Origin of the sequence: Dysgonomonas sp. HDW5B, from assembly GCF_011299335.1 — a bacterium.
Taxonomy (GTDB): Bacteria; Bacteroidota; Bacteroidia; order Bacteroidales; family Dysgonomonadaceae; genus Dysgonomonas_A.
Map to the genome: position 1 here is coordinate 987,157 of NZ_CP049858.1, position 23,087 is coordinate 1,010,243.

Below are 23,087 nucleotides of genomic sequence, written 5' to 3' on the forward strand. Positions count from 1 at the left end.
AATCTTCTAGTATAAGCGAGCTTCTAAAATATCTTTTATAGCAGGTAGCAATCTGTCAATATCTCCGGCCCCTATTGTTAATAGTACCTCAATATCTTCTTTTTGCTGTAGCAAATCTAATAATTCTTCTTTCTTACAAAGAGTTTTTTTACAAGTAACTTTCTCGAAAATTATTTCGGAGGTTACTCCTTCAATCGGTTTTTCGCGAGCCGGATAAATATCCAACAAAATTAATTCATCTAATAAGGATAAACTTCTAGCAAACTGATCTACAAAATCTCTGGTTCTTGAGTATAAATGAGGTTGAAAAATCCCCAATACTTTTTTGTCTGGATATAATTCTTTTACAGAAGATATGCTTGCCGATAGCTCATCGGGATGATGTGCATAATCATCAATCATCACCAGATTATCGGTTTTCAAAAGAAAGTCGAAACGGCGTTTTGCTCCTTGAAAAGTAGCCATTGCATGGCGTAACTCTTCATCTGTAGCTCCATTTAACCAGGCGAGAGCCATAGAGCCTATACCGTTTTCGATATTAATACGAACCGGAACTCCTAATTCGATATTTCGAATTGTCGTTTTAGGTGTCACAAAATCAAAGCGAATGGTACCATCTCCTACTTTGACATTTTCGGCATGAAAGTCTCCTCTATCAATAGAGTAAGTGTATAGCCTAACACCTTCAGCTAATTGAGGTGAAAGATTTATATTGTGCTTCATTACCAAGGCACCTCCGGGTTGGATTAAGCTGGTAAATTTTTCGAAACTTTTCAAATATTCGGCTTCCGTTCCATATATATCCAAATGGTCAGGATCTACTGAAGTTATCAGAGCCATATAAGGGTGCAACCAATGGAAAGATCGGTCATATTCATCGGCTTCTACTACTGTAAACTCACTTGTATCGGACAGCATCAAATTACTGCTGTAATTCTTTAGAATTCCTCCTAAAAAAGCATTGCAATCGAGATGAGAACCTTTCAGAATATGAGCAAGCATACTCGATGTAGTCGTTTTACCATGAGTACCTGCACAACACAAGGCTTTACTGCTTTTTGTTATCAGCCCCAGTACCTCTGCCCGTTTCTTTAGATCGAAATTATTCTTTTGAAAATATTGTAGTTCATCACTTTCGGCAGGTAAAGCAGGAGTATATACAACTAACGTTGAGTCTTTAGCTGCAAAATCAGCAGGAATATTATTTACATTATCATCATAATGGATACTTGCTCCTTCTTCGACTAAAGTCTGTGTCAGTAAAGTTTCCGTTCTATCGTATCCGGCAACTTTTTTTCCTTTAGAAAGAAAGTAACGAGCGAGATTACTCATCCCAATACCACCTATGCCTAAAAAGTATACTGACTTTATATTTTCCATAATTCTCCTATTGTTTGCCTTTGTTTACCAGTTTTTCTATCTCATCTACAATGTGCTCCGAAGCATTGTGGCGTGCCATTGTTTTTATATTCTTTGCCAACATGGCAAGGATATTATCATCTTTAACAATTTGCAATGCAGTTTTCAAAAGTTCATTTGGAGCATCTGCATCTTTTACCATTATTGCTGCATGCTTCTCTACGAGAGCCATCGCATTTTTAGTCTGATGATCTTCTGCAACATTAGGCGAAGGTATCAAAACTGTTGGTTTTCCTAATATGCTGAGTTCAGAAATAGAACTGGCACCCGCTCTCGAGACAACCATATCGGCAGCTCGATACGCAAGATCCATCCTATTGATAAAATCATGCAAATAAATATCTTTAGCCTGAGGTTTATTTGACAATTCGATAGTCAGATCGTATTGATAACGCTCGCCACACTGCCAAAGAATCTGTACTGCTGAGTCATCCAAAAGAGGCAGATTCCTCATTATACTCTGATTCAATGTACGTGCACCTAAACTACCTCCAAGAACAAGAATCGTTCTTTTCATAGGATCAAGCTTGAAGTAACGATATGCTTCTTCTTTTGAGACCTCCGATAGTAAATCCTGACGACAAGGGTTACCTGTTAACACAATCTTCTCCTTAGGGAAGAATGCTTCCATTCCTTCGTAAGCGACACAAATTTTAGATGCTTTTTTCGCCAATAATTTATTGGTTACTCCGGCATACGAATTTTGCTCCTGAATAAGTGTCGGTATACCTTTTCTGGCTGCCACTTTTAATAAGGGACCACTAGCGTATCCTCCTACACCAATCGCAATATCGGGATTAAATTTCTTTACTACACTATTTGCCTTAAAAAGGCTTGTAATCAACTTCTTTACTACTGATATGTTTTTGAATAAGTCTTTCCGGTTGAAACCTGCTACAGGAAGACCTACAATTTCGTATCCGGCTTTCGGTACACGGGTCATTTCCATTCTATCTTCTGCTCCAACAAAAAGAATAGCTGCATCGGGATAGCGCAATTTTATAGCATTTGCTATAGATATGGCTGGAAAAATATGTCCTCCCGTACCTCCCCCACTTATAATTACCCTCATTTGTCGTTCCATAGATGCCCCCTTTTACTCGTATTCTACATTTGCAATATCTTCATCTACATCTTCATGCTGATCTTCTTTGGCATTAGAACATGCTAGTATTATCCCAAAGTAAATACATGTAATGATAGTAGATGTTCCTCCTCGGCTAATAAGCGGCAAAGGTTGCCCCGTAACCGGAATAAGATTTACCGCAACAGCCATATTGGCTAATGCTTGTACTGTTATGATCAATCCCGCCCCCAAAAGGAGGTAACGGGGAAATAATTTCTCACATTTAGACGCTAAAACACCTGCACGAATCATCAGTGCTACATACAAAAGTAGTGTAAACAGACCACCCAACAATCCCATCTCCTCAAGAATTATGGCAAAAATGAAATCCGAATAGGCCTGAGGTAAAAAATCACGTTCATTTCCACTACCTGGAAGACCTATTATCTCTCCATTAGCTATCGCAATTTTTGCATGTGATACCTGGTAATTATCATCTGTTATCTTATATTCTCCGGGAGAATTAATATTACTTTCATCCTCCTGCTCTGCAGAGTGTCTGTCGATACGGGCTTGCCATGTTGCAAAACGATCGGGCAAATAATCTTTCGCCGTTGATTTAGGTATAAGGGTTAGAGAACCTATCAACAGAACTAAAGCTCCAATTCCACACAAGGCAATCATTCCCAATTTCTTAAAACTAACCTGTCCAATAAACATCATTAGATAGCATACGCCAAACAAAAGACAGGCGGTAGATAAGTTTTCGGTAATAATAAGGGCACAGGTTATTAATATGCCACCCATTAATATTTTAAATAGAAACGACTCATTCTCAGGTTTCAGTTTACTCAGAAAAAAAGCGACAAAACCCACCAAAGCCAACTTGGCAAACTCCGATGGCTGAATGGTAAATGCTCCAACACCTAACCATCGTTGTGCTCCATTCACATCCGTACCCATAAACATCGTCATTACCAGTAGCACCCACGAAACGGGCAATAATAACAACAATGCTGCAAAATATCTTGTTGCCACTCTCTGAAGAAACATTACCGCACCAAAACCGATCAAAAGAAATACGGCATGACGCAAGATAGGTCCCCAGTGATTGTGCTGGCGATAAACAATAGTACTGGATGCACTAAATACTTCCAGCAACGATATAATGCATAATGCTATAAATATGCACCAGATTGTTTTATCCCCTTTAAATATCCTATCAAAGACGCTCATAAATTTATAGTTACAAGTTACAAGCTTAGTATACTCATTAACTCCTTTTTTGCTTTTCTAAAGTTTTCTGACCCAATATTTAAATTGGTCTCCTCTATCTTCGTAATTTTTGAACAAATCGAAACTTGCGCAACAAGGCGACAAAAGAACCGAATCTCCTTCAGTTGCCAATGCATAGGCTTTGTTTACAGCCTCTTCCATAGAACCGGCATCTACAATTGTTTCGATTTTCCCATCAAAAAATTTATGCAATTTCGAATTGTCTACTCCTAAGAAAACCAAAGCATGTACTTTTGTTTTCACAAGCTCCTCTATTTCCCGGTAGTCATTTCCTTTGTCTTTTCCTCCTAAAATAAGGACAACCTTTGTTTTCATACTCTTTAAAGCATACCAACAAGAGTTTACATTAGTTGCTTTAGAATCGTTTATAAATTGAATCCCTTTTACAGAAGCAACTTTCTCTAAACGATGCACAACTCCTTTAAAATCACTCAACGATTGTCTTATCTTTTCATCTTTAATGTCCAGCAACTTAGCAGCAATAGCCGAAGCAAACGAATTATATAAGTTGTGAGTACCCGTTAAAGCCAATAAATCTTGCTCCATGGTGAATACTGATTTTGATGTATTAATTACTATCTGATCATTATCTACATAAGCCGACACACCGTCCGCCTTATGCTCCGAGAATGTAAACAACCTTACGTTGGGTTGCTTCTTGCTCACTTCTTTACTTACCACAGGGTCTTCCGCCCAGTAAATAAAAGCATCTTCTGCTGTTTGATTTTGAGTAATACGCATCTTTGCGTCTACATATTTCTGAAAATCGTGATCGTACCGATCCAAATGGTCGGGTGTTATATTGAGTAATATAGCAATGTCCGCTTTAAAGTCGTACATATTGTCTAACTGAAAACTACTCAGCTCCAATACATAATAATCGAAACTATTTTCGGCAACCTGTCTTGCAAAGCTTTTCCCAATATTACCTCCTAATCCGACATTTAAACCTGCCGATTTAAGTATGTAATAGAGTAAGCTTGTAGTAGTGGTTTTTCCATTGCTTCCTGTTATACATATTTTTTTTGCATTGGTATATCTGCCTGCAAATTCAATTTCCGAAATGATCGATATTCCCTTCTGCTTTGCTTCCTGAATCAAAGGAACTTCATCTGGGATACCCGGACTTTTAATTATTTCGTCGGCGGAAAGTATATTCTCTTTGGTATGTCCTTTTTCTTCAAAAGGGATATTCTTATCGACTAATTCAGCCTTGTATTTATCTTGCAAAGCTCCATTATCAGATAAAAAAACCTCAAATCCTTTCGCTTGAGCAAGTATAGCCGAGCCGACTCCGCTTTCGCCACCTCCGAGTATTACTATCTTTTTCATTTCATCTAAAATCTTTATTCTTTAAATATCGAACGAACGTAATTCTTCTTTATGAATTATCGCATTTTCAATGTCGCTAAAGTTACAGCAGCCAAAATAATTCCTATGATCCAAAAACGAACCACAATTTTTGATTCCGGAACGGGATTAAATGGTTTCTGTATTAGTGCCTGTATTCCCGAATTACCTGCTTTTTGGAAATGGTGATGCAAAGGTGTCATTTTGAATATACGACGACCTTCACCGTATTTCTTCTTGGTAAATTTAAAGTAAAATACCTGCATCATTACCGACAAACTTTCAACAAAGAAAACACCGCACAATATAGGCAATAGTAACTCCTTATGAATAATAACGGCAAAAACTCCAATGATTCCACCTAGCGTTAAACTTCCTGTATCACCCATGAACACTTGGGCTGGAAAAGAGTTATACCAAAGAAAACCAATTGTTGCCCCCACAAAAGCGGCAGCATATACCACCAACTCTTCGCTACCGGGGATAAACATTATATTCAGATACGAAGCAAATTCCACGTGACCTGATACATATGCCAGAATACCCAGTGTAACGCCTATAATGGCAGAACTACCGGCAGCCAAGCCGTCCAGTCCATCTGTTAAATTAGCTCCATTAGATACAGCTGTTACGATAAATATAACGATAAATACAAATAATATCCATGCGGCAGGAGTTGTATATTCTCCAAGAAAGGATACGAATGATTCGTAATCCAGATTATTATTCTTTAAGAAAGGAATTGTTGTTTGAGTAGATTTCACTCCCTCTACGGTATATGTAACTCTCTCGATCACATTATCCTGATTTCGTATTTCGGTATTTTCACGGACAATTACGGTTGGACTTAGGTACAGCGTTAATCCTACAATTAACCCCAATCCAACTTGCGCTATGATTTTAAATTTACCTTGTAATCCGTCTTTATCCTTCCTGAAAACTTTGATATAATCATCTAAAAAGCCAAGTGTTCCTAGCCATAAAGTGGTTATCAGCATTAATATAATGTAAACATTCTCAAGACGTGCCAACAATATAACCGGTACTATAATTGCTATGATTATTATAATACCTCCCATGGTTGGAGTACCCTTTTTGCTTAACTGTCCCTCAAGTCCGAGATTACGCACAGTCTCTCCAATTTGCAGAACTTGCAATTTATCAATAATCCGACGACCTATAACGGTGGATATACCTAAAGAAAGTATAATAGTTATTACGGCTCTAAAGGATACATATCTAAACATCCCCGCACCGGGAAAGTCTAAGGAATCCAAATAATTAAAAAGATAGTATAGCATTATATAATATATTTTTATCGACTTTATCAGGTCTTTTATTAATTCTTATTCTTTACTTATAATCCGAGTAAGTTTTTGACAATTTCTCTATCATCAAAGTGATGTTTCACACCTTTTACATCTTGATAATCTTCGTGTCCTTTGCCCGCAATCAATATCACATCACCCGACTTTGCAAAAGTGCAAGCAGTTTTTATAGCCTGCTCACGATCTACAATGCACAAGGCTTTTTTCATTTGTACAGGGTCTAGCCCCGCCACCATATCATCTACTATTGACTGAGGTTCTTCGAATCGTGGGTTATCAGAAGTCAGAATCACCTGATCGCTTAATGATACAGCTTCACGAGCCATTATCGGGCGTTTTGTCTTATCACGGTTACCACCGCAACCAACTACTGTTATTACGCGACCTCCTCCCTCGAGTACATCATGTATCGCATTCAAAACATTCGTTAAAGCATCGGGCGTATGAGCATAATCTACGATAGCCGTAAATCCTTCTTTGGAGCGAATTGTTTCGAAGCGACCGGCAACCGATCTTAATGTGCTTAATACAATCAATACTTTTTCAATATCCTGACCCAGTAAAACTGAAGCACCGCATACTGCCAGAAGATTATACACATTAAAGACTCCGACAAACTGAACTTCGAGTTCTTTTCCATTTATTTCGATTGCAGTACCGTCAAAATGTTTTTCGAGAATACGAGCTTTGAAATCCGCTAAAGTTCTCAAAGAGTATGTATATTTCTTGGCTTTAGTATTTTGCAGCATCACCAAGCCATTTTTATCATCTACATTTGTTAAAGCAAAAGCAGAGGAAGGCAGATTATCAAAAAATGCTTTTTTAGCTTTCAGATATTCCTGCATGGTATGATGATAGTCCAAATGATCTTGAGTCAGATTCGTAAATATTCCTCCTTTAAATTCGAGACCACTTATTCTTTTCTGATGAATGGCATGTGAACTAACTTCCATAAAGGCATATTCGCAACCCGCTTCAACCATCTTCGCTAAAAACTCATTCAACGAAATTGGATCAGGAGTTGTATGGGTTGCCGGATATTGATCTTCGTTCACATAATTACATACCGTAGAAAGTAATCCTGCACCATATCCTAATTTACGAAACACATTATACAAAAGAGTAGCTGTAGTGGTTTTGCCATTTGTTCCGGTAACTCCTACCAGATTCAATTTCTGCGAAGGGTTACCATACCATGCTGAAGCTATTTTCCCGATAGCATCTGCCGCATCTTTTACTTTTATATAAGTAACCGACGAGTCAGATGTATCTATGTTTTCTTCAAAAACGATAACCTTTGCACCCGATTCTATTGCTTTACCAATAAATTCGTGACCATCCACCTGCACACCCTTTAGTGCTATAAACGCATAATCTGAGGTTACTTTGCGTGAATCGGAAGTAATACCTGTTACATCTATATCTTTATGCCCAAGTATTTCTACTATATCTTCCGATAGTATATTTGATATCAATGCCTGCAATTCCATACTCTTTTTTTATTAAGTATCTTATACTATATTTATTCCTTTATTTCAGACTTAATGTAACTTGTGAACCTTTAATCACCCTGCTTCCTGCCGGAATAGACTGAGAGGTTACCGAACCATACCCTTGCAAAGAAACTCGAAGGCCTGCTTTTTCCAATAAAAACAACGCGTCTTTGGCTCCCATTCCACGTACATCGGGTACTAACCCGTTTTGAACTACATTTTTACTTAGCTCTATCTTATTCTGCAATGTACTAGCCATTACCCACTCTGCATCTCCTACAGGAAGAGTAAATGGTATATTTAATTGTGTAAAAACAGTTTGCATATCTTTCAATGATCCATTCTTCACGTAAGGCATAAGTGCGAGTACTGAGTCGGGCTTACATTGATCAGGAGATACGAAAACATTTCGGGCATACACTTCTTCTGCTATTCTTTTAAATACTCCACCCGGCATAAGCCCTCCCGAAGGAATACCTCTGGGTCGTCTGATACCGACAAAGCATGTATATAATGGTTTTTCAGCCGGAAAATATCCGCAAAACGAAACAAAGTGCCCATTGGCGTAATTACCTCCGCTTGCTATCTGAGCCGTTCCTGTTTTACCTGCAATCTGAAACGAAGAAGATGCCACCGCTTTACCTGTTCCCTCATTTACAACTCCTATCAACATTGATTTGATTTCTTCCAATGTTTTAGATGAACATAAAGACGGATTGATTATTTCTGTTTCGAACTCCTTCTCAACAGTTCCGTCTTTAATGAAAGCTTTGGTGATAAAAGGTTTTATCATCTTGCCTCCATTGGCGATACCGTTATAAAACATGAGGATATAAATAGGCGGAATTTGAGTCTCATATCCAAATGACATCCATGGAAGTGTAGTTCTCGACCAAGGGTTTGATTTATCATTTGGATGGCGAATAACCGCAGTTCCTTCTTTTCCGCTCAAAGGCACATCCCATTCTATTTTTTTTGTAATCCCGAGATCATACAAACGCTGTACATATTTTTCGGGGTTATTCTCATAGCCTTTCAATATTGTTTTTGCGACCACAATATTAGACGATATATACATACCTTCGGCTACTGTCAGGTCTCCTCTATCTTGTCCTTTTTGCCAGTAATGATCGCGAATCCAACTCTTTCCATATTGAAACAACCCATTTCCTACATGAAATTTATCCGTCGGAGTTACCACTCCATCTTCCAAAGCAATCATAATAGAAAGTGTTTTGAAAGTCGATCCCGGCTCATTCATATACGAAAATGCATTGGGGTTACCTTCTGCATAAACGCCTTCTGAGATTCTATCGAGATTCGAGATTGCTTTGATTTCACCCGTAGCAACTTCCATTATGATAGCCGTCCCCGACTCTGCATCTGTTTCCACCAGTTTAGAATACAATGCCCGCTCGGTTATATCCTGGATATCTACATCCAGCGTTGTTTTTACATCCCAACCATCTTCAGCCGGAACTTCAACAATATCAATCCAACGACCTTGTACTTTCTGACGGCTCTTAACTCCCGGCTTACCTCTCAGTATCGAATCGTATTTCATCTCGATACCACTGGCTCCACCCTTTGCCATATCTTTATAGATAGACCCCACGGTACGTCCGGCAAGTCTTCCAAAAGGTTTTTCACGCATCGTTCTTTCCTCAACGATCAGCCCCGTTTTATTGGATCTCTGATTAAGGAATGGATAAGTACGTAATTCTTTCAGTTCTATATAGTTTACATCCCGTTTTATAATTCGGACATAACGACTTTTCAGCGTAATCTTCTTTTTATAACCATTTTCTTTATTTCGTTCTATTTCGGCAAGCTCCCTGCGACTTAACTCCCAGCCATTAAGGATAATATTTTTATATTGAGCTGCAGTTCTATCCGGAAACTTCTTCGATAAGGCAACAGACAAGTCACCTACATACTTCATCAGGGTATCTTTGCGTATACCCTCCGACATAAAATCCATATACACTCCATAGAGAGGCTCACTCGTTGCCAATAAGCGACCATCGTCAGCATATATATTACCCCGATTGGGCTTAATCTCGCGATCTTTCTTTACAGTTTCTTTTATACCTAAAGCCCGCCATTGTTCGCCTTCAACAAACATTATACGGATGATATAACCGAAGATAACAATAAAAACAATCAGAAACAGAATCACAATCAATCCATATCGATTGATTATCGTACTCTTTTTCTTCTTGATGTTATCCGCATCTTTTGACATGCTTCTACTTTAATATATATGGTTATCTTACTCTTGTTTCTTTATTTTATATGCAGGCACAGATGGTGTCTGTAAATCGAGCCCGTTTTTATCTATAAGCGTTTGCACCTGAGTCTGCCGGCTGACCCCTGTCAAGTCTGACGAAATAGTCAGCGATTCGTATTTGACATCCTTTAGCTCCTTTTTCAAAGACTCTATTTCTGCCATTTTAGATATGCAACTATAACGATTACTGATATAAAACACCATGATAATAAACACTACGAGCATAAAGCGGGTATTTTTCAGGAAGAAATCTTCCGTGAGAATAGTCCCGCCTAATACGTGCATTATATTTTTCTTTATGTCTTTGATATTGACACGCATACTTCAAGTAATATTAAATATTCATTGCTATATTTCTAAATGTAACGACTTACCATTACTATACTTGCTAAAGCAATAAAGAGGTGTGGCCTTACTTTTTCTCAGCAATTCGCAACTTTGCACTCCGAGACCGCGGATTCGCATCCTGCTCTTCCGGAGATGGAGTTATAACCCGGTTATTCACCAATACAAAAGGAGTATTGATATTGCCATAAAAATCCTTATCCACCTCTCCTTCAAAATTTCCGGTTTTAAAGAAGTTCTTAACTAAACGATCTTCCAGCGAATGATATGTAATAACAGACAATCGTCCCCCCGAAACCAAAACCTCCAATGCCTGAGTCAACATATCTTTCAAAGTCTGCATCTCTTGATTTACTTCGATACGAAGAGCCTGAAAAGCCTGAGCCAACACTTTCTTTTCTTTCCCCCCTTTAGTATAAGGAGTTAAAATAGGCAGCAAATCCTTCACTTTCTCGAAAGCCTTTTCTTTACGCTGACGAACAACTGCCGCAGCAACCTGTCTCGATGGCTTTAACTCACCATACAGATATAGAATATTTGCCAAATCTTCTTCAGCATATTCATTCAATATTTTAGCCGCCGTAAGATCTGATTTCTGATTCATTCTCATATCAAGATATCCTTCTTCGAAGCGAAAAGAGAATCCACGTTCGCTATCATCAAAATGATGAGACGAAACTCCCAGATCAGCTAGAACCGAATTTACCTTTGTTACATTATGATACTTAAGGAATGTCTTCAAGAAACAAAAGTTACTACGAATAAACGTTTGTTTCTTATCATCTGCAATATTCTGAATTGTATCTTCATCCTGATCAAACACATACAAATGTCCCCCTGCTCCCAAACGGGATAAAATCTCACGGGAATGACCGCCACCACCGAAGGTTACATCCACACAAATATCGTTTGCCTGGATATTCATACCATCAACACTCTCCTTTAACAGAACAGGCACATGGTAACCATCAGCCGTCACTACATTTTTTTTATCTTTAGCCATATCAATCTTCTCCACTCATTATACGTTGAATCTCCACTCCGAAATCTTCGGGAGTAACCAGAGTTTCATTCAATTGATTTTTACCCCAGATTTCTATTGTATTATCTACACCCAGAAACTGAATTTCGGACACTACACCAATCATCTGCAAATAACGTCTGGGGATAAGAATACGCCCGCTTGCATCGATCTCCAATCTCTCGGCATCAACTACAAATTGACGAAAAAGTTGCTGTTGCGATTTATCCCAACGACTCAATCGCTGACGCAACCTCTGCACTTCACCATCCCAAACTTCTATTGGATACAATACAAGGCAGTCCTGAAAAATATCTTTACGCAATATCAATACAGATTGAGCTTCTGCTTGCAAAACCTTCCGGAAATTCGCAGGCACAAACACACGCATTTTTGCGTCAATCTTTGCATCTATACTACCTAAAAACTGCATTCTTTTTCAATTAAGACATGAGCCATTTGTTAATCTCGCGGATATAAAACACCTTGATCACACTCTAAAACCACACTTACACTCCTTGTACTCTATATAATAGTGCGTAAAGGTATAAAATTATCCACTTTCCCCCACTTTTAAACACAAAGTTTTAGTAAAAAGTTTTCAACATACTCATTTATATTAAAATCAAGCTATTACAACGAAGTAAATCGAGACTAAATAATAGACCCCACAAACCATTCAAATATAAAATTGAGAATAATAAGACGACTAAATCGTGACTTTGTATAAAATAAATTATCTTTACGGTTTCAGGAAATTCAGAGTGTAAGTAATGGGAGAAGTAGTAGAAAAGAATACTCCAAATTTAATAGATTTGGGCAAGGTGTTTATGGATAAGGCTCCTAAGCTTTATGCCAAAACGCCTGCTTTTGCTCTCAACTACATAAAAAGGAAAATTCATCTGAATGAACTGAATGAAATCCTGACGATTTACGCTGACAAATATGGTGTAGATTTTATGGATTCGGTGGTTCAGTATTTCGATTTACGACTTGAGGTCAACGGACTGGATAACATCCCGAATGATAACCGATATATATTTGTATCAAACCATCCATTGGGAGGACTTGATGGCATTTGCCTGTCATCTATCATTGGAAATAAATTTGATAAGAAGATAAAATATCTCGTAAATGATGTACTTTATTTCATCAAAAATCTACGTCCAATATTTCTTCCGATCAACAAATATGGAGCCCAAGCAAAAGAAAAAGCTGCTCAATTAAACGAGGCTTATGCTTCGGACGATCAAATTATTACATTTCCGGCAGGTTTGTGTTCCCGAAAAATAAATGGGCGAATATACGATCTGCAATGGCAAAAATCGTTCATTCAAAAAGCTATACAAACCAAGCGTGATGTTGTTCCAATTTATTTTGACGCTAAAAACTCAAATTTCTTTTATAGATTTGCAAATCTCAGAAAGAAATTAGGTATAAAATTCAATATAGAAACATTTTTTCTACCCGACGAAATGTTTAAAAATAAGCATCAGACATTTTCTGTTACCTTTGGGAGTCCTATACCATGGGAGTCTTTTGACGAAACAAAATCTCATCAACAGTGGGCAGAAACAGTAAAAGATATAGCATATAATTTAGCAGAAAGCAATTCGAAATAAGGTCGCAAATTGCTCTAAAGCTTCGTTAGCAGAATAACGATAAATCGGTATTCTTTTTTAAATAAATATTTGACGTTACTTAAAATATGGAAAGTATTATTCCGGCAATCGATAAGAAACTTTTAATAGCTGAACTTACAAAAGATAAATTCTTGCGTAAAACAAATAAAGCTAATAATGAAATTTACATTATCACTCACCATAACTCCCCTAATGTTATGCGTGAGATTGCACGTTTGCGCGAAATTGCATTCCGTTATTATGGTGGGGGAACAGGTAAGGAAATAGATATTGACGAATACGATATGATGGACAACCCATACAAACAACTAATTGTGTGGAATCCTGAAGCTGAAGAGATATTGGGAGGTTATCGCTTTATTTGCGGTCCCGACATTAAATTCGACAAAAACGGAGAGCCCGAATTAGCGACATCACATCTTTTTCACTTTTCTCCTAAATTCATCAACGAATATCTGCCTTATACCATTGAATTAGGTAGATCGTTCGTTTCATTGGAATACCAAAGTACACGAGCAGGCTCAAAAGGTATTTTTGCCCTCGACAACCTTTGGGACGGATTAGGTGCATTATCCGTAGCTGAACCAACGATGAGGTACTTCTTCGGTAAAGTAACCATGTACGATACATATGATGCTAAAGCCAGAGACATGATCTTATACTTCATGTTTAAGCACTTTCCTGATCCTGACAAATTAGTTTATCCAAAGAAAAGTCTGAACATCACTACAGATAGCAAAGTTTTGAAAAAGCTTTTCACCGAGGATGACTTGAAAACCGATTATAAAATATTGAATACGTCAGTCAGAAGATTGGGCATTAATATTCCTCCATTGGTGAATGCTTATATGGGCTTATCTCCTCAAATGAAAGTTTTTGGAACAGCCGTAAATGATACATTTGGTAACGTAGAAGAAACCGGGATACTTATTGACAAAGATGAAATTCTGGAAGAAAAACGCAAACGCCATATAGAGTCATATATTCTGGATAAACCATCCAAGCGCTTCTTAAAAAGACTACGCCAGATGATTAACTGGAACTGGAGTACATACCGTACTAAATCGACCAGAAGAGCGAATTCAAAATAATAAAAAGTTCCGAGAACTTAACTTAACTTTAATATTTATAAACTTTGATTTAAGCGAGCTTACCCAAGCAGGCTTTTTCATATCTTTGTAATACAATATATTTATAAATACGCATGAAATATAAAATTACAGCACCCAAGAATCCGATATATACAGATATAAAACTTCCTGCCTCAAAAAGCATCAGTAACCGAGCTCTTATACTAAAGGCGCTAAGCAACAGTTCTTTTCCTATCGAAAATTTATCCGATTGCGATGATACACGAGTAATGGAAGAAACATTTGCTTCTAAAGGCAATATTTTCGACATCGGTGCAGCAGGCACCTCGATGCGCTTTCTGACTGCCTATCTCTCGAAGAAACCGGGAGAGTGGATAATTACCGGAAGTGAAAGAATGCAACAACGCCCGATAAATACTTTAGTAGAAGCTCTTAATACTCTTGGTGCACATATTGAGTATTTAAAGAATCAGGGATTTCCTCCTTTGAAAATCAAAGGAAGTGCTCTGGATGGAGGTGATATCTTTTTGTCGGGAGGAATAAGCTCTCAATTTATTTCGGCACTACTAATGATTGCTCCCACAATGGAAAAGGGGTTAACCCTGCACCTCGAAGGAAATATTATTTCAATTCCCTATATCAAGCTAACGCTTCGTATGATGGAGCAGTTCGGTGTAAAATGCGATTGGGAAGGTAATGTTATTAAAATATTCCCCAATGAATACAGACCGATACCCTACCTTGTTGAATCTGATTGGTCTGCTGCATCTTATTGGTATTCGATTGCCGCATTAAGTACAGATGCCAGAATTGAATTAAAAGGATTGTTTAAAGAGAGTGGACAGGGAGACTCCAAGGTTGCCGATTTATTTCTGGATCTGGGTGTTGAAACCGAGTTTACAAAAGAGGGTGTTATTCTGACCAAGACCGACAGGATTGCCAAGAAACTATTCCATAATTTCATCAATGAGCCCGATCTTGCTCAAACATTTGTGGTTACATGCTGCATGATGGGTGTACCTTTCCTCTTTACAGGACTTCAAACTCTTAAGATAAAGGAAACCGATAGAATAGAGGCTCTAAAGGCTGAAATGAAAAAACTAGGTTACGTCATTACGGATAGTCAAAACAGTATTCTTGAATGGGATGGAGAAAGATGCGAACCCAACTCAACTCCTATCATAGCAACCTATGAAGATCACCGCATGGCAATGGCTTTTGCTCCGGCAACACTAAAGCTTGAGAATTTATTAATAGCCGAACCGATGGTTGTTACCAAATCTTACCCTTACTTCTGGGAAGATTTACGTAAAGCTGGATTCTCGGTAGAAGAACAATAAATCATACAAATTATGTGAGGTGTTTTATACCCTATACACCCAAACACCCCAAACTTAAATGGATTTTTTCGAACTGTTTCGATACGATTTTTTCACCAACGCACTTATAGGTGGAATATTTGCGAGCATTGCCTGTGGTATAATAGGAACTTACATAGTAGTAAAACGCCTTGTCTTTATCAGCGGAGGTATTACCCATGCTTCATTGGGAGGATTAGGCATTGGCTTTTATTTTGGTTTCAATCCTATTTTATCGGCAATGGTATTTTCGATATTCTCAGCCTTTGGCATAGAATGGTTGTCGGGCAGAAAAGGTGTACGCGAAGATTCTGCTATTGCATCCTTCTGGTCATTCGGAATGGCTATAGGTATTATATGCATTTATCTGAAAGCCGGATTTGCACCTAACTTATCGGAATACCTTTTTGGTAATATACTAACCATTACAACAGCCGATATATATGCTTTTGCTGCATTGTCAGTGGTATTAGCTGCCATATTTTTCTTCTTTCACCGTGAGATTCTATATGTAGCTTTTGATTCTGATTTTGCTAAAACCCGTAATTTCCCTGTTAAGTTTATAGAATATGCTATGATGTTTTTCATCGCAGTATCTATTGTTTTAACTATACGCTTAGTAGGCGTCGTTTTATTAATGTCGTTACTTACAATGCCTCAAATGACTGCCAATTTATATACTGCCAATTTCACCAAGATGATTTTTCTTTCTATCATTTTCGGATTGGTAGGATGTATCTCAGGGCTTATTCTTTCAGCATTCATCAACGTTCCTTCAGGAGCCTTTATTATATTTGTACTTATTGCAATCTATTTTATTTGTCGATTAATCAATCTGATATTTAAAAGAGATACTATCACGGCAAAATAAGGCTTCACTTGCCCAAACACTATATTGAAAAGAAAAGCTGTTAACCATCAGCTTTATATTAAAGCAGGGATGTCGGACGACATCCCTGCTTCACACAACTTTGTTTGCTAAACACTAAAAAAAGAACATAAACACAATAAAACTATATTACTTTTTGCTTCCTTTTTTCTTCAATTAAGGGCGTCCTCCACCGAGGATTGTACTCACATTACCGACTGTAGTAACCATTGAGGTTGGTGTAAATGTTCCCGCTGATGTACCCTTCGTATAAGCTGCTCCGGTAAACAATCCATGAAAGTCTGTTCCTCCGGAGATACTACCACCTGTATAAATCGTATAAGTTGCACCTGACACCAAACCTGGACTACTAAATAACAAAGTCATTTGGCTATATGCCCGAGGTATCTTAAACGTCAGCACTCCTGTTCCATCATCGGATGCAATATGTATAAACTGATTGGATGAACTCGAACCCCCATATATTACAGTTCGTTGTGTACTTACATTTGATGTTGGTATACTTGTATTCCCTCCGATTCCGATTAAAGTTCCACCTGTTATTTTGAAAGTATTGTTATCACAATCTAAACCTTCTTCGGGTGCAGTAGATCCTGATGACACCACTGTTCCTCCGGTTATAGTCAATGTTCCGTTAGAGTCTATCCCATCGTTCGTTTCACTGTAGCAATATATTGAACCTCCATTAATCTGAATATGCTTAGATGCATTAATACAATCGTCATACGCTTCTATTTCTATCTTTCCGTCATTTATCGTCAGCGTGGTTTTACTCTCCAGTCCTTCGGCTTCTGTTTTAGAAGTCTTAATTGTAATTGTTCCACCATTTACAGTCAAATTACCATCGCTCTTTATGGCTTTAGCAGCTGTATCATTACTACCATATTTAAACTGATCCCCTGTTGTTACAACCGAGATGGTTCCACCATTAACCGTAAGCGTTCCATCGATATTAATTCCTTTTCCTCCCGCTCCCGAACTTGTGATAACTAGATTGCCTTTCTCCATCAGGAAGTTCCCATCGGCTTTTAGGCCTGCCGGTGAAGAGATATCCGCATCCTCAGTATCATAATACGCACTCCCTGTAGTAGCCAATTCAACATCACCATCAGCGATTGTAATATCACCCTTCGATTTTAAACCTTTCGAACCTTCACCTGTAGTTGTAATATCAATTGTTCCGCCACTGATCGTTATATAAGGTAATATAGATGTATCAGTACCACTGTATGAAGTTTTGATTGCGTCTCCCACACTATTGATATCTATCGCCCCTCCATTTACGGCAATATACCCTTCCTCACATTCTATACCATCAGCTGAGGTTGTAACAGTCAATTGTCCATTATCTATCCATACATAATCATTGGCATGAATACCATCTTTGACAGCTGTTTTGACAGTTATATTCCCACCGTTTATTCTTATGTAATCATCACTCACTATACCGTGCTTATTATAACCGTAAACTAAAAGGCTACCATTGCCATCAAAGTTCAGTTGACCTTCGCTAAATAGAGTCCCTTTCATATCTTCATCTCCACTAGCCGTGTAAGTCGCAGCATCAACCAATCTATTTGAAGTACCTCCAACCAATACAATCGACACCTTTTTACCTGACTGGATATTTATAGCCGGACCGTCTCCATTTACAATGCTGACACCATTCAGACCCACCCCAAACTTATAGTCACTGTATATCTTAAATGATCCGTCTTTAGTTGTTCCCGATAATACATAATTCACCTCAGTATCTACAAGTGTAGAAGTCACAACCACGTCCGCTCCATTTGTTGCTATAGATACGCCCTTATCTGCATAAGGGTTTGTTATTGTAACAGCATCCGACGAGTAAGCTATAACAACAGCATTTGAGAATGTAGTATCTTTGGTGTTAGTCGTAAAATCGTCACCCACTATAACACCTCCACCTTCGCTACCTCCATCGTCTGTATTATCATCATCGCTGCTACACGAAACTGCACATAAGGAGACTATACACATAAAACCAACTAAAAACCGATTATAACCCATATCCTATAAATTTTATTATTAATACAAAATCTTGTGATACTATTACCACTAAGACTTCAAAAAACATATTCCAATATTAAAACCTTTCTTTTTCTTATACAATTATATTCTACAAAGACATACGTATAATCGACCAATCGAGATATTTGCCCGATAAAAGAAATAGCCTTACAGTATTCCTGCAAGGCTATTTTATGAATAGAAAGAATTATCCTACGATTATCTCGTAATGCTTAGTTCTTCGATTAAGCGTGGACAGTTCATAATCTTGTCGATAGTGTAAAGTACATAACGAATGTCGACACTAATGGTACGTTGCAATTGTGGTTCAAAAACAATATCACCGCTCAATGCCTCCCAATTACCATCGAATGCAAGACCGATCAATTCGGCTTTACCGTTAAATACAGGACTTCCCGAATTACCACCGGTAATATCATTATTGGAAAGGAATCCCACATGCATAGTTCTGTCAGCGTCAGCATACTGACCCCACTTCTCTGCACGAAGATTATCTAATATATAACCCTGTACTGCAAATTCAGGATCGTTTGGATTTTCTTTTTCCAGAATACCTTTACTTGTTGAGTAATAATCATACTCAATAGCATCAGCAGGACTATAACCGCCTACCGAACCGTAGCTAAGACGTTGAGTAAAATTGGCATCAGGAGAGAAAGCTTTATCAGGTTGCATTTCCATCAAAGCAGCCATGTATTTACGAGCATTCTTATCTATTATCGGATAGATTGGCGACAAATCATCGACCAATTTCAGACGACCGTCTGCTACCGATTTTGCTAAAATCATTGCCGGATCTTTATCTAAAGCCTTTAAGCCTCCTTCACTTATAGCAGAAGCCAGATCATCTATGTTTGTAAACTTCGTGTTTTTGTAAACCCACTCGGCATATTTGTCATAGTCGCCTTTAAATTTCTTATCAATAGTTTGATAAATACTTGGCAGATATTCAACAGGCACTCTTTCTCTGTAAAGTTCAAGCAAAGCAGGCATCAACTGTTTGTCAAGTTCGGGCACATAGTCTTTGTAAGTATCAGTCAGTTTTGCTCTTACAAACGCCATCAACTCTTCTTTATCTGCAATATTAGCATTATTTACAGTATTGGCTAAACGGATAATTTCTATTCCATTATTAAATGTTTCGCCAAAATATGTTCCTATTTTCACCGACTCCATAGAGTTCGTATAAGCTGATTGAAGGCTGGGTAAAACATCTGCATATTTTTCGGTAGATGCAGGAGTGCTTAATATCCAGTCTGCCAATTGAGATTCCAAAGCTTGTTTTTCTTCTACCACATTCAGTTTCTTTAATGCAGCATTCATACCCATTGCATTTTTCCAATAATTGGAGCTTCTGCTGAATTTCACCGAATACTTGATACGCACTGCATCATCGGCATTCATCGCTTTTCTCCAGATATCCTGTTTCACCGTACGAACCTCGATACGGGGAATGTTTTCAGATTCCATCATTTGAGTAATTCCCCAAGAAGACAAATAACGCTCCGTACTTCCCGGATAACCGATAGTCATTGCATAGTCTTTATCCTGATATCCTTTCAACGAAACAGGAACCGAGTATTTAGGCTGGTAGGGTACATTATCAGCGCTATAATGTGCTGCTTGGTTATCTTTATTAGCATATACTCTGAATACCGAGAAATCGCCTGTATGACGTGGCCATTGCCAGTTATCGGCATCGCCTCCGAATTTACCGATTGACGAAGGTGGAGCAAAAACCATTCTCACATCTTTAAACACTTCATATACGACCAAATAAAACTTATTCCCTGTATAGAAAGGAACTATACGTGCATTCAAAAACTCATTATTCTTGTATTGGCTCAAAATTTGAGTAGATAATGAATCAATGATATGATTTCTATCCTCTTCCGAAGTAGCATCGGTTATACCTACAGTTACCTGATCGGTAACATCTTCGGTTTTTTGAAGGAAAGACACAGTCAAGCCTTCAGTATATAATTCTTCAGGTTTCGACTGGCTTACAAATCCATCTTTCAGATAGTCGTGTTCTACCGAGCTGTGTTTTTGGATAGCATCGTATCCGCAATGGTGATTCGTAAAAATCAACCCTTCCTGAGATACGGCTACACCTGTACAACCACCTCCGAATATAACTACTGCATCTTTCAACGATGCATTTTTTTCACTATAAACACTATCAATAGGAAATGTAAATCCCAGCTCTTTCATACGAGCTGCACTTTGTCTGTTTAGCTCTTTCAACAGCCACATACCCTCATCTGCCTGAACAGAGGACAGCGAGAGTAAAACGCCTAGCAATAAAAAGATTTTCTTCATTTTCATTATTTAAATTAAGGTCTGAGACCCATTTGTTATTTCGAGATACGTACCAAATCAAAAAGTGACAATAGATGACAATAAACTCACCACACAGTTACAAAACTAACATCCGACAGCCTGACAGTGTACATTTTTGCCCTTTTCACAAACCACTGTAAATCAAATCATAAAATAGAAAAACATTACAAAAAATGACAAAAGTGACACTTTTCTTTATGCTTTTATTCTTTCTTCTGTTTATATCTGTTTTGTACAACTACTGTCCTCGCCTACAGCTTCATGGTATAGATAAATAGCCACAGTAAAAAACATTATTTTTTCTTTAGCACTTTACCTATAACCGGAATTTCGGACAAAGGCAAGTCACGCTTGATAAGGACAAAAAAGAATATACCGAATAGAACCGTATTAAAGGCTAAGCGTAAGGCTTCGGAGTCGAAGCGTACATAACAACTTATCGCATACAAAACTATAGCCAAACCAAAGTACAAACCGATTGCTTTAAAGTCGTAAGGCAGAGGTCTGTATTTTCGTTCGAAATAATACGAAAGAAGCATCATCACCAGATTACAGATCAACGTAGCCCATGCACTTGCCATATAACCGTAAATAGGAACAAATATAATATTCAGCACAATGGTAATTACACAACCGGCAATAGAAAATATAGCTCCAAAATAGGTTTTATCGACCATCTTATACCAGAAAGACAGATTGAAGTAAATTCCAAACAGAATATATCCCATCATGACGATAGAAACCACATCCAATCCCTCATAGAAGTCTTTACCTATAAAATGTTTTATTATATCCATGTAAAACATAACACCGAGGAAGATAATCAACGAGAAGATAATAAAGAACTTCATCGCCTCAGTATATGCTTTATCATTATTAGCATCCTTATTTTTCGCAAAAATAAATGGTTCGTAAGCAAAACGGAATGCTTGGGTAAACATCATCATAATGATGGCTACTCTTGAACATGCTCCGTAAATACCCAATTGGCGGAAAGCCTCCACCTTGTCTTCGAATAATAAGGGATATATTATCTTATCAACCGTTTGATTCAATATACCTGCTATACCAAGTATCAAGAGAGGAAAGCAATATTTAAGCATCCTTCTTAATAGATTAGTGTCCACAACATATTTAAAGCCTGTCAACTCGGGAAGTAACAATACAAGTGTTATTGCCGAACCTATCAGATTAGCCACAAATACATACCCTTCTTTATAGTGAGGATTGTAAAACCAGTCGATTAACGAAGGATTTGAGGTATAAATTTTAGGACAGATAATCAGAAAGAATATAGTAAATGCGATGGTTATAAAAATACTCAACAACCGAAGTGTTGCAAATCGGATAGGACGTTTTTTATACCTCAGATAAGCAAACGGAATAGTCATTACGACATCTATTCCGACCACCACAGCCATAATTGCAATATAGTCAGTATGCTGCCCATAGTCAAGAAACCCGGAGATTGGAGTCAAAAAGCTAAAGCAAAATCCAACAAACAGAATAGAGGTTGCAGTAATTGACAATAAAGTGGTCGAATATACCCGCATAGGGTCATCCTCACCTTTATTTACAAAACGAAAGAAACCTGTCTCCATACCATAAGTAAGAATTACAGCCAACAAAGCCGTATAACTATACACATTGGTCATCACGCCGAACTCTCCGGTGGTCAAAACCCGTGTATAAATTGGTACAAGACACCAATTTATGAATTTACCCAAGATACTACTCACACCATAAATGGCGGTATCCTTGGCCAGACTTTTCATCCCTCCTGCCATATTTCTGATTTTTTCGGATGCAAAGGTAATACAAATCATATGTATATTGTAGTTAATATTAACGAAATACAAGACTTTTTCATGCTCCCGTTATCACGACAACTAATGTGTAGACAATTATAAAAATCGAGCTATTAACATCAATTTATGATTTATTAGCTAACTTTGTAAAATATCAGATATTTTTATTGCATTAGCTTGTAAAACAGCTACAGTAAGTTACCTGAGAACATAGTATTAAATATCAGCTTCTACTGTCATACCACTAAAGCCTGAGAGAACTTTATATATGACATCCGGAAGACCTTACCAG

At 37.8% G+C, this 23,087-nt stretch carries 17 protein-coding genes; 4 read left to right on the top strand and 13 right to left on the bottom strand.

Annotation, left to right across the window (positions count from 1 at the left end):
• Positions 1 to 6: 6 nt before the first annotated feature.
• From murC to G7051_RS04055, 10 genes are all read right to left on the bottom strand, one after another.
• Positions 7 to 1,380 carry a UDP-N-acetylmuramate--L-alanine ligase gene (murC, locus tag G7051_RS04010; RefSeq protein WP_166198699.1) on the bottom strand — a complete coding sequence of 458 codons (1,374 nt, stop codon included), beginning with the start codon at positions 1,378 to 1,380 and terminating at the stop codon, positions 7 to 9.
• A 7-nt stretch (positions 1,381 to 1,387) separates the two neighbouring features.
• Positions 1,388 to 2,503, bottom strand: a complete 1,116-nt coding sequence (gene murG / locus G7051_RS04015; protein ID WP_166198701.1) for an undecaprenyldiphospho-muramoylpentapeptide beta-N-acetylglucosaminyltransferase — start codon at positions 2,501 to 2,503, stop codon at positions 1,388 to 1,390.
• Positions 2,504 to 2,515: 12 nt separating this feature from the next.
• Positions 2,516 to 3,721 carry an FtsW/RodA/SpoVE family cell cycle protein gene (locus tag G7051_RS04020; RefSeq protein ID WP_166198703.1) on the bottom strand — a complete coding sequence of 402 codons (1,206 nt, stop codon included), beginning with the start codon at positions 3,719 to 3,721 and terminating at the stop codon, positions 2,516 to 2,518.
• Between the two features lie 57 nt (positions 3,722 to 3,778).
• Positions 3,779 to 5,113, bottom strand: a complete 1,335-nt coding sequence (gene murD, locus G7051_RS04025) for a UDP-N-acetylmuramoyl-L-alanine--D-glutamate ligase (protein ID WP_166198705.1) — start codon at positions 5,111 to 5,113, stop codon at positions 3,779 to 3,781.
• A gap of 56 nt (positions 5,114 to 5,169) precedes the next feature.
• Entirely contained in the window at positions 5,170 to 6,432 is a 1,263-nt protein-coding gene (mraY, locus tag G7051_RS04030) for a phospho-N-acetylmuramoyl-pentapeptide-transferase (protein WP_166111474.1), read from the bottom strand.
• A gap of 56 nt (positions 6,433 to 6,488) precedes the next feature.
• A complete protein-coding gene (locus tag G7051_RS04035; protein ID WP_166198707.1) occupies positions 6,489 to 7,949 on the bottom strand; it encodes a UDP-N-acetylmuramoyl-L-alanyl-D-glutamate--2,6-diaminopimelate ligase in 1,461 nt (486 codons plus the stop codon).
• A 40-nt stretch (positions 7,950 to 7,989) separates the two neighbouring features.
• The gene (locus tag G7051_RS04040) at positions 7,990 to 10,197 is read right to left on the bottom strand and encodes a penicillin-binding protein (RefSeq protein ID WP_166198709.1); all 2,208 of its coding nucleotides are present in this window, start codon (positions 10,195 to 10,197) and stop codon (positions 7,990 to 7,992) included.
• A gap of 27 nt (positions 10,198 to 10,224) precedes the next feature.
• Positions 10,225 to 10,527: an FtsL-like putative cell division protein gene (locus tag G7051_RS04045; RefSeq protein ID WP_255493310.1), complete on the bottom strand. Its 303-nt coding sequence runs from the start codon at positions 10,525 to 10,527 to the stop codon at positions 10,225 to 10,227.
• Between the two features lie 127 nt (positions 10,528 to 10,654).
• On the bottom strand, positions 10,655 to 11,590 hold the full coding sequence (rsmH, locus tag G7051_RS04050; RefSeq protein WP_166202644.1) for a 16S rRNA (cytosine(1402)-N(4))-methyltransferase RsmH: 936 nt from the start codon (positions 11,588 to 11,590) through the stop codon (positions 10,655 to 10,657).
• Position 11,591: 1 nt separating this feature from the next.
• On the bottom strand, positions 11,592 to 12,041 hold the full coding sequence (locus G7051_RS04055) for a division/cell wall cluster transcriptional repressor MraZ (RefSeq protein ID WP_166111485.1): 450 nt from the start codon (positions 12,039 to 12,041) through the stop codon (positions 11,592 to 11,594).
• Between the two features lie 340 nt (positions 12,042 to 12,381).
• On the opposite strand from G7051_RS04055, the gene G7051_RS04060 reads away from it, so the two are divergent.
• The 4 genes from G7051_RS04060 (at position 12,382) to G7051_RS04075 (ending at position 16,571) form a co-directional block, all read left to right on the top strand.
• Positions 12,382 to 13,230, top strand: a complete 849-nt coding sequence (locus G7051_RS04060) for a 1-acyl-sn-glycerol-3-phosphate acyltransferase (protein ID WP_166198711.1) — start codon at positions 12,382 to 12,384, stop codon at positions 13,228 to 13,230.
• A gap of 86 nt (positions 13,231 to 13,316) precedes the next feature.
• The gene (locus G7051_RS04065) at positions 13,317 to 14,342 is read left to right on the top strand and encodes a GNAT family N-acetyltransferase (protein WP_166111490.1); all 1,026 of its coding nucleotides are present in this window, start codon (positions 13,317 to 13,319) and stop codon (positions 14,340 to 14,342) included.
• A 113-nt stretch (positions 14,343 to 14,455) separates the two neighbouring features.
• On the top strand, positions 14,456 to 15,682 hold the full coding sequence (locus G7051_RS04070; protein ID WP_166198713.1) for a 3-phosphoshikimate 1-carboxyvinyltransferase: 1,227 nt from the start codon (positions 14,456 to 14,458) through the stop codon (positions 15,680 to 15,682).
• 58 nt (positions 15,683 to 15,740) lie between these two features.
• Positions 15,741 to 16,571 carry a metal ABC transporter permease gene (locus G7051_RS04075; RefSeq protein WP_166111497.1) on the top strand — a complete coding sequence of 277 codons (831 nt, stop codon included), beginning with the start codon at positions 15,741 to 15,743 and terminating at the stop codon, positions 16,569 to 16,571.
• A 174-nt stretch (positions 16,572 to 16,745) separates the two neighbouring features.
• On the opposite strand, the gene G7051_RS04080 is transcribed toward G7051_RS04075, so the two are convergent.
• The 3 genes from G7051_RS04080 to G7051_RS04090 all read right to left on the bottom strand — a co-directional run bounded on the left by G7051_RS04080 (position 16,746) and on the right by G7051_RS04090 (position 22,774).
• Entirely contained in the window at positions 16,746 to 18,623 is a 1,878-nt protein-coding gene (locus G7051_RS04080; protein WP_185155004.1) for a carbohydrate-binding domain-containing protein, read from the bottom strand.
• Positions 18,624 to 18,842: 219 nt separating this feature from the next.
• Positions 18,843 to 20,966 (bottom strand): S46 family peptidase, encoded by a 2,124-nt coding sequence (locus G7051_RS04085; RefSeq protein ID WP_166198715.1) that lies wholly within the window; start codon positions 20,964 to 20,966, stop codon positions 18,843 to 18,845.
• Between the two features lie 314 nt (positions 20,967 to 21,280).
• Positions 21,281 to 22,774 (bottom strand): polysaccharide biosynthesis C-terminal domain-containing protein, encoded by a 1,494-nt coding sequence (locus G7051_RS04090; RefSeq protein ID WP_166202649.1) that lies wholly within the window; start codon positions 22,772 to 22,774, stop codon positions 21,281 to 21,283.
• Positions 22,775 to 23,087 lie beyond the last annotated feature (313 nt).

What these genes read in the sequence shown, in the direction of transcription:
- G7051_RS04085 (WP_166198715.1), bottom strand. Translation starts at nt 20,966, where the DNA reads ATGAAGAAAATCTTTTTATTGCTAGGCGTTTTACTCTCGCTGTCCTCT.
- G7051_RS04055 (WP_166111485.1), bottom strand. Translation starts at nt 12,041, where the DNA reads ATGCAGTTTTTAGGTAGTATAGATGCAAAGATTGACGCAAAAATGCGT.
- murG (WP_166198701.1), bottom strand. Translation starts at nt 2,503, where the DNA reads ATGGAACGACAAATGAGGGTAATTATAAGTGGGGGAGGTACGGGAGGA.
- G7051_RS04060 (WP_166198711.1), top strand. Translation starts at nt 12,382, where the DNA reads ATGGGAGAAGTAGTAGAAAAGAATACTCCAAATTTAATAGATTTGGGC.
- G7051_RS04070 (WP_166198713.1), top strand. Translation starts at nt 14,456, where the DNA reads ATGAAATATAAAATTACAGCACCCAAGAATCCGATATATACAGATATA.
- mraY (WP_166111474.1), bottom strand. Translation starts at nt 6,432, where the DNA reads ATGCTATACTATCTTTTTAATTATTTGGATTCCTTAGACTTTCCCGGT.
- G7051_RS04040 (WP_166198709.1), bottom strand. Translation starts at nt 10,197, where the DNA reads ATGTCAAAAGATGCGGATAACATCAAGAAGAAAAAGAGTACGATAATC.
- murD (WP_166198705.1), bottom strand. Translation starts at nt 5,113, where the DNA reads ATGAAAAAGATAGTAATACTCGGAGGTGGCGAAAGCGGAGTCGGCTCG.
- rsmH (WP_166202644.1), bottom strand. Translation starts at nt 11,590, where the DNA reads ATGGCTAAAGATAAAAAAAATGTAGTGACGGCTGATGGTTACCATGTG.
- G7051_RS04080 (WP_185155004.1), bottom strand. Translation starts at nt 18,623, where the DNA reads ATGGGTTATAATCGGTTTTTAGTTGGTTTTATGTGTATAGTCTCCTTA.
- G7051_RS04035 (WP_166198707.1), bottom strand. Translation starts at nt 7,949, where the DNA reads ATGGAATTGCAGGCATTGATATCAAATATACTATCGGAAGATATAGTA.
- G7051_RS04075 (WP_166111497.1), top strand. Translation starts at nt 15,741, where the DNA reads ATGGATTTTTTCGAACTGTTTCGATACGATTTTTTCACCAACGCACTT.
- G7051_RS04090 (WP_166202649.1), bottom strand. Translation starts at nt 22,774, where the DNA reads ATGGCAGGAGGGATGAAAAGTCTGGCCAAGGATACCGCCATTTATGGT.
- G7051_RS04020 (WP_166198703.1), bottom strand. Translation starts at nt 3,721, where the DNA reads ATGAGCGTCTTTGATAGGATATTTAAAGGGGATAAAACAATCTGGTGC.
- murC (WP_166198699.1), bottom strand. Translation starts at nt 1,380, where the DNA reads ATGGAAAATATAAAGTCAGTATACTTTTTAGGCATAGGTGGTATTGGG.
- G7051_RS04065 (WP_166111490.1), top strand. Translation starts at nt 13,317, where the DNA reads ATGGAAAGTATTATTCCGGCAATCGATAAGAAACTTTTAATAGCTGAA.
- G7051_RS04045 (WP_255493310.1), bottom strand. Translation starts at nt 10,527, where the DNA reads ATGCACGTATTAGGCGGGACTATTCTCACGGAAGATTTCTTCCTGAAA.